This window comes from Lentilactobacillus kisonensis DSM 19906 = JCM 15041 (genome assembly GCF_001434135.1).
GTDB classification, from domain to species: domain Bacteria; phylum Bacillota; class Bacilli; order Lactobacillales; family Lactobacillaceae; genus Lentilactobacillus; species Lentilactobacillus kisonensis.
In genome coordinates this window covers 1-7,963 of sequence record NZ_AZEB01000048.1, presented here as the reverse complement: position 1 = coordinate 7,963, position 7,963 = coordinate 1, and the positions used below count along the sequence as shown (strand labels likewise).

Sequence of the window (7,963 nt, the reverse complement as noted above, 5' to 3'; positions counted from 1 at the left end):
TTACTTGTCTAACAATTGTAGGGCACTTCAGTTCAAGTAGTCCCCGCGGGCGTCGCTGATCTGGTGGAGCTTCAAGAAGCTGGTTATTCGTATATCAAGCCTTAGCCGACTAATCGACTGACCCCAGCTTGAATTTGTTCCGGTTTGTCAACAATCTCTGACGCGTGGGCACCGATGAGTTCTGGGACATCCCCGAACCCATAAGTTACCCCTAATGTTTTCACTTGATTATGATAGCCGCCGAGCATATCGGTATCGCGATCGCCAATCATGACACTTTGTTGTGGATTGGCGTTCGCTTTTTCTAATGCGTATTTTAAGACAGCTGTTTTGGTCACCCGGGTGCGTTCATCTGAAGTAGCTCCAAATTCACCTGCAAAATATTGACCAAGCTCAAAATGTTTGGAGATTTCGTTGATCATCGGCTCCGGCTTAGCAGAAGCAATATGGAGCGTATAGCCCGCATCGTTGAGAGCTGTCAGTTCGGCCAAAATCCCGGGATAAATTGTCAACTGGAAGATACCCTCGCTATGATAGTACTCTTGATAATACTGCAGCGCCCGGGTCACATCCCCAGTTGATAAGTATGGATAATATTTTTTGATGCTCGTGATCAATGCAGGCCCGATGAACTTGCGGTATTGGTCAGCAGAAAGTTCGGGTAAGCCCATTTTGCTGACGGAATACTTGATTGATTTCACAATGCCGATTTCAGAATCCACAATCGTCCCATCGAAATCAAAAAATAGATCTGTCATGAATATGATTCCCACTTTCTCAAATGATTAATATTCGTTCATTATTACTGGTTTGGGGGAGAAAATCAAGTGAGCGACGCAAAGCAATAACCAAAACATAAGCACCACAAATAAAAATCCAAGCCTGGATTGAGGATTTCAAATTTACTTTTCCGGAATCTCCGATTCTACATTCAGCTGAGGACCGTTCCGCAAAGCAATAACCTGCACATAAGCACCCTATTCAAAAATCCAAACCCGGGATTTCTGAATAGGGTGCTTATGTGCAGGTTATTAACCGCTTTGCTCCACTCACTTTTTAGCAACTGACGCTCAATGAATATGCCCCATCTGGCTAAAGCCAAAAGCAGGCTTTAACCAGATGGGGCTTATTCAACCACATCAAACCGTTGCACGTCGCTCACTAAAATGTAATCTTTCCCACTACCAAACCATAAATTGTATAGATGGCAGCAATCACAATCACGATTGCAAGCGTCATTTCAATTGGGCCAAATACTTTCTTTGCATGATTGTCTCGCTTCTGTAAGATCCAGAATACTGGAATCCCTGCAGCGAACAATAATGACATCAGCAATAAGAAATTGGCTCCTGCCGCGAACAACAACCAGCAGGCGTAAATACTTGAGATAATTCCAATAATAATGTTGCCAGTTCGGCCCTTGCCATGATCACTTTGGACCGAGTACTTCAGTTGATAGAATGCTGAGAATGCGTACGGAATTAGAATTGCGGCACTGGCGATTGAATAGAAGAAGCTATAAGCCTGCACCGTAATCAAATACGTAAACATGAACAATTCAACCAACACATTTGTGACAGTCAATGAGGTAATTGGCGCCCCATTCTTGTTTTCCTTGGCGAATATCTTCGGGAAGGAGCCCTCTTTGGCGGCTTCATATGGCAATTGACCAGCAAACATGGTCCATGACAGCCAAGCACCGACAACTGAGATAATCAACCCCAGATTAACAACGGCTGAGCCCCATTTACCGACGATGCTTTCCAACAAGTCAGCCATTGCTGGTTGGGTTAAGTGTGACAAACCTGCTCGGCTCATAACACCAAATGACAGCAACGTAATTAACATATAAATCAGAATAACAGTAATAATTCCAAGAACCGTTGCTTTACCAACATCTGAACGTTTACGAGCCCGGCCAGAAAAGACAACCGCGCCTTCAATTCCGATAAATACCCATACGGTTACCAGCATGGTGCTTTTTGCCTGCGCCATGACATCCGCAAACTGGAATTTACCAGATGGGGTGAACCAGAAATTGCCTGTAAACATGTTCAGCTTAAATGCGAATAAAACGATAATGATAAATAAGAAAATTGGAATCAATTTAGCAACAGTAATCACAACGTTGACAAATGATGCAGACTCAACCCCACGAAGGATCATAAAGTGGCAGGCCCACAAGATAAACGATGCCGCAATGATCGACCAAATGTTTTGTCCATCACCAAATACTGGTAGGAAGTAAGCGACCGCACTCATCAATAGGGTCGCATAACCAACGTTGCCAAGCCATGCGGACAGCCAATAACCCCAAGCAGAGTTAAAGCCCATGTACTTACCAAAGCCGGCTTCCGCGTAGCTGTAAATCCCGGCATCCAAATCCGGACGCTTCATGTTCAAGTTCTGGAAGGTCATCGCCAACATGACCATTCCAATTGCGGTAATGATCCAGCCAATAATGATCGCACCAGGACCAGCACCAACGGCCATGTCGTGCATCAAGTTGAATACACCACCGCCGATGATTGATCCGACAACGAGGCCAATGAGTTCCATTAAGCCTAACTTACCGTCTTTCTCTTTCATATTGATTCACTCCTTTTAGGTAGATGTTTCGTCTCTAACTAAAATCTTGAAATATTTTCGATTGTATCGAACCTTGTTTTCCTTAACCAGCTGTTGGACCATCGCACTGGTGGTTTCGCGGGTCGTTCCGCTCACCTTGGATAACTCCCCCAACGTCATTGGGTAAGGGACCAAGATCGAACCATCTTCTTGATCATCTCCTATCTGCTGGCCTAAAAACCAGATTGCGTTCCAAACTCGGCATTTGGCACTCGTCGTGACCATCTTCTGCAACTGCGTTTCGGCCATATTGATAATCCGGCTCATCTCGCGAATGGCGTTCACCATTAACTCAGGAGTACTGCGTAAAACTTCTTCATACAAGTTCATTGGGATCTCAGCTAATTTCACTTCTGTCATGCTCTCAACCGTGTAAGCATAATTAGCGTCATCAAATAAACCGATATACGGGAATGCTTTGTTTTGGCGAACGTATAAATACAATTGTTCTTCGCCGTCTTCGTCCCAGTGAAACGATTTAACAACACCGTCAATCAAATAGTAGAAATTATCCCGTGAATCACCCTGATCAAACAGGATTTGACCGCGGTGATATGTTTTAATTTTTATCGCCGAAATCACCTTTTGGATATCGGCATCATCCAGCGGGCCAAACTCGGGATGGGTTCGCAAATTATCCGCATAGCGCTGATAAGCACTCTTATCTTTCATGATCATGATTAATCTCCTCATTAAAACGATTACATAGTTGTCCCTTCAGTAAAAGTGTAACGCATTTAAATGGGGTGTACATTAATTGGACCATTAATCGACAAATTAATGGTATTTTATCTGGAATTACATTTAAACTCTTGAAGCTGCCGGCTTGATAATCGTGCCGCTGCCATTTTCGATGAAGCCCTCAATGTTATCTAGCGCCGTCACAACCGCTTCATTACCGGTTGCATTGACAAAGTCCATTGCTGCTTGGACTTTTGGCAGCATGCTACCTGGGGCAAATTGCTTTTCATCGATAAACTTTTCGAGTTCAGAAACCGTCACTTCCTCAAGCTTTTTCTGATTTGGCTTGTTAAAGTTAACGAAAATATTGTTAACGGCAGTCAAAATGATCAAGGCATCAGCACCCACCAACTCGGCCAATTTTTCACTCGCAAAGTCTTTATCGATCACTGCTTCTTTTCCGACCAACTGGTTACCGTTAGTTACAACAGGGATTCCACCACCACCAACTGAGATTGGCACGATGCCGGCATCCACTAATGTATTAACTGCGGCCGTCTCAACTACCCCGATTGGCTTTGGTGACGGTACGACCCGACGATAGCCACGGCCAGAATCTTCGACAAACGTAAAATCAGGATTCTGTTTCTTTGCCAAATCGGCCTCATCCTTGTTCATAAAGGGTCCAATTGGTTTTGTTGGATTTTTGAATGCGGGATCATCGGCACTGACTTCAACTTGCGTCACAATCGTGGCAACCATTTTGTTCAGGCCTCTTTCTTTGATCACTTGATTCATGGCATTCTGCATCCAGTAGCCGATACTACCTTGAGTCATCGCCACACAAGTATCAAGAGGCATCTCAGGATTGTCCTTGGTGCTACCACCAGCCTGTTGTAACAACAAGTTTCCAACTTGAGGACCGTTCCCATGAGAAATGATTAATTGATCGCCATTTTCAACAAATTTAACTAATTGCTCCGCTGTTTCTCGCAAAGCTTGTTGTTGCGCTGTGGCGGAAGCATCTTTGGATAGGATTGCATTGCCGCCCAAAGCGACTACTATTTTCCGTCCCATAATAATTCTCCTTCTTTGTTTAAAATAAAGGGACTGGGACAAAACAAATGTTTTGCTGCCAGTCCCTAGAGTTGTTCAAGCTAGTTTTCTTGATGGTTAGTTGCGTTGGAGAGGATCGATCCGTTAAGCAACATGCACATAAGCACTTATGTTACATAGACGAATCGTGCTCCACAAAGCAGAAACCTGCACCTAAGCCTTCCCAACCAAAAATCCAAGACCAGGATTTTTGGTTGGGAAAACTTAGGCTCCGGTTTCTAACCGCTTTGCTCCGCACACTACACCTTTGGAATAAACAAGTTTCCAAGTGTTGCCGCCATCATCGCCTTAATTGAGTGCATTCTGTTCTCAGCTTCCTCAAATTGACGGGCATACTTGCTGGTGAACACTTCATCCGTAACTTCCATTTCAGTGATGCCATACTTTTCTTCAATTTCCTTACCATAAGCGGTTTCGGTATTGTGGAATGCAGGCAAGCAGTGCATGAAAATCAATTGGTCATCAGGGGTGCCAGTCTTCTTCAATGCTGCCATGTTAACTTGATATGGTGTTAACAACTTAACTCGTTCTTCCCAGTTGCTTTCACCCATTGATACCCAAACGTCGGTATAAACGATATTTGAGCCCTTCATACCTTCATCAAGGTCATCGGTAATCAACAGCTTGGCACCTGATTTTTCAGCAAAGCCTTTGGCAATGTTTTGAATTTCATCAGTTGGGAACAATTCTTTAGGTGAAACAATATGGATGTTCACCCCTAAGATCGCTCCAGTTACTAACAGTGAGTTGGCAACGTTGTTTCGACCATCGCCCATGAAGGTTAAGGTTAATCCTTGTAGTTTACCGAAGTTTTCCTTAACGGTCATGAAGTCAGCCAACATTTGAGTTGGATGCCATTCGTCAGTTAAGCCGTTCCAAACTGGCACACCACTGTCTCGAGCAAGGATTTCGGCATCACTTTGCTTGAAGCCACGGAATTCAATCCCATCAAACATGCTGCCAAGCACTTTAGCAGTATCTGATGTTGATTCCTTCTTGCCTAACTGAATGTCATTTTGACCCAAGTATTCAGGATGAGCACCTAAATCAATGGCTGCTGTCGTGAATGCTGACCGGGTCCGAGTAGATGATTTTTCGAACAGTAAAGCAATGTTCTTACCTTCAAGGTAATGATGAGGGATGCCAGCCTTTTTTAAAGCTTTCAAATGTAATCCAAAATCAATTAAATATTCAAGTTCTGCGGCAGTAAAGTCTTTTTCAGCTAATACACTGCGGCCTTGAAATACGTTTTGTCTGAAGCCTTTTGTCATAATCGATTCTCCTTGATTAATGATGTTTTTGGGTACTGTGGATTTTTGTTTTCCGCTACCTATGACAGAGGGAATGTTCTCTGATACATGAGCACCCGTTCTCAATTCTTATAGTGGAAATGTGCTCCGACAAGCAACAATCTGCACATAAGCACCTTATTCAAAAATCCCCAAACCAGGATTTTTGAATAAGGAGACTTATGTTCCAGTTTCTAACCGCTTGGTTCCGCACTCTAAACGTGCTCCGACGACCCTGACCCCTACTGCATAAGTCAAAGCTGTCAATAATGAACAAAAAGCATTCATTATTGATACCTTTAACTTATGTTCCGGGGTCACCCGGGTCTCGTTGCACTCTAAATATCTTCCCGAACAATCGGGCAGCTCATACAACGTGGGCCCCCACGGCCTCTTGACAACTCACTTGAGATGACCTCAAGAACTTTTAAGCCATGTTTTCTTAGCAAATCATTTGATACATAGTTTCTGTTATACGTTACAACAACTCCTGGAGCGATTGCCAATGTGTTTGAACCGTCATTCCATTGCTCACGGCCGGCAATAATTGGATCGCCACCACCGGTTGGAATCAAGTCCAGATCATCGAGCTTCAATGCATCTTTTAAGACTACCTTCAAATCTGTCCTGTGCTCCAGGTGAAGCTCACCTTCATTTTTACCTGGCGTAATTGTCCAAGTATCAATGTGGCCACCTTCGCCTAAGATTCCTGGATGAACCGTGAATTGGTCATAATTAATCATTGTGAACACAGTGTCCAAATGCATCATTGCGTGATTATGTGGAATCTTAATCGCAATGACTGTGTCAAAATGACCATCCTTAAATAAGTTCTTCGCAATATCTTGAATTGCGTCAGCAGATGTCCGTTGGGAAACGCCAATAGCCATCACATGGTCATTTAAGACTAATTCGTCTCCACCTTCGATCCGAGTATCGTGGTTTCGATCACGCCATACGTGAACGCCCTTGTTAGCAAACCGTGGATGGTGATCAATAATAATTTCATTAAACAAAGATTCACGTTGCCGGGCAGCAAACGTCATGTGGTTGATGCTCAATCCTTCGCCGATACATGCCGATGGATCACGGGTAAAGTACAGGTTAGGCATTGGATCCATGTAGAATTCATAGTCTTCTGTCTCAGCAGCACTCACTAAATCTGTTGGCACAAAATCAATTTCGTTCTTCCGAACCCCTTCCATGATCTTATTGACCATGTCTTGGTTGTTCATGCTGTCTAAATATTCTTTCAAGGCATCATGAATCGTGCCCGTTGCGTATCCGGATTCGGTTAACATTTGCTCTAAGAAGTCATCACGAACTTTGTCACCACCAGCATCCAATGCTTCAGCTGCCAGTTTTTCAAGGTAAAGGACTTCAATCCCGTTATCTCGAAGGGTGTCGGCAAAGTAATCATGTTCCTTTTGTGCAATTGGTAAATATGGAATGTCATCGAACAGTAAGCGTGGCATCATATCTGGGGTGAAGTTTTCAATTTCCCTACCAGGTCGTTTCAGTAATACCGTTTTGAGCTTACCGATTTCAGATGTTACATGAATTGGACTTGTCATTCTTGTTACCTCCTCTTCCTTTAAGTACAACTCTATCATAGCCTTTTTTGAAAACGCTATCGTACAATTTCTGTCATTGAAAACGAGAGATTTTTAACAGAATTAATCCGATAATTGCAAAGAGAACTTATTATTAATTTTTTGATTTAATAATCCCTTCACGAGTAAGAATAACCGGTTTTTTATACAATGTCTATTAATAAGATTAGAAGATAACGTTTTAATTAGAATTAGAATATAAAAAAGCCGTGAACAATCAGTTTCTCCCGCAAATTAAGGATTCTCTCTAATTTGTTCGGTATAAATATGTTTACCATTCACAAAATATTCATCACCTACCAACAAATAATTCACACTTGTTGTGACAAAGTTACGTAAGATAAAACTTAAAATTTTAATCCATGGCTTGTCAGATTGCTGGTAAACACCGACAATAAAGATAATGATTTGGGAGGCATTTTCATGCAAACGAGTACTCATTTGAGAAAACGGACATTTAAGCTGCCAATTTTTTTGATTTATACGATTGCATTTGTTTCAATTTGCTTATTAACTTACAGCATCCCCTGGCTTGCCGGCAGAACATTGATCTGGAACGTTGACGGGATTGCCCAACATTTTCCAATTCTGGCGCAATTTCAGCGGATCTTAGAAGCTGTCCAAGATCTATGATTT

At 42.7% G+C, this 7,963-nt stretch carries 6 protein-coding genes and 1 pseudogene; 1 reads left to right on the top strand and 6 read right to left on the bottom strand.

Annotation, left to right across the window (positions count from 1 at the left end; translation table 11 throughout):
• Positions 1-101: 101 nt before the first annotated feature.
• The 6 genes from FC98_RS13170 to arcA all read right to left on the bottom strand — a co-directional run bounded on the left by FC98_RS13170 (position 102) and on the right by arcA (position 7,288).
• Positions 102-758, bottom strand: a complete 657-nt coding sequence (locus FC98_RS13170) for an HAD hydrolase-like protein (protein WP_054656222.1) — start codon at positions 756-758, stop codon at positions 102-104.
• A 403-nt stretch (positions 759-1,161) separates the two neighbouring features.
• Positions 1,162-2,589 carry an arginine-ornithine antiporter gene (arcD, locus tag FC98_RS13165; protein ID WP_056949714.1) on the bottom strand — a complete coding sequence of 476 codons (1,428 nt, stop codon included), beginning with the start codon at positions 2,587-2,589 and terminating at the stop codon, positions 1,162-1,164.
• A 15-nt stretch (positions 2,590-2,604) separates the two neighbouring features.
• Positions 2,605-3,306, bottom strand: a complete 702-nt coding sequence (locus FC98_RS13160; protein ID WP_054656124.1) for a Crp/Fnr family transcriptional regulator — start codon at positions 3,304-3,306, stop codon at positions 2,605-2,607.
• A gap of 126 nt (positions 3,307-3,432) precedes the next feature.
• Positions 3,433-4,386, bottom strand: coding sequence for a carbamate kinase (arcC, locus tag FC98_RS13155; RefSeq protein WP_054656122.1), 954 nt, complete (start codon positions 4,384-4,386; stop codon positions 3,433-3,435).
• A gap of 278 nt (positions 4,387-4,664) precedes the next feature.
• Entirely contained in the window at positions 4,665-5,696 is a 1,032-nt protein-coding gene (argF, locus tag FC98_RS13150) for an ornithine carbamoyltransferase (protein WP_056949713.1), read from the bottom strand.
• A 356-nt stretch (positions 5,697-6,052) separates the two neighbouring features.
• Positions 6,053-7,288: an arginine deiminase gene (arcA, locus tag FC98_RS13145; protein ID WP_054656120.1), complete on the bottom strand. Its 1,236-nt coding sequence runs from the start codon at positions 7,286-7,288 to the stop codon at positions 6,053-6,055.
• Positions 7,289-7,750: 462 nt separating this feature from the next.
• Here arcA and FC98_RS13135 point away from each other — a divergent pair.
• A pseudogene (locus FC98_RS13135) lies at positions 7,751-7,942 on the top strand (hypothetical protein); the annotation flags it as partial.
• Positions 7,943-7,963: the final 21 nt, after the last annotated feature.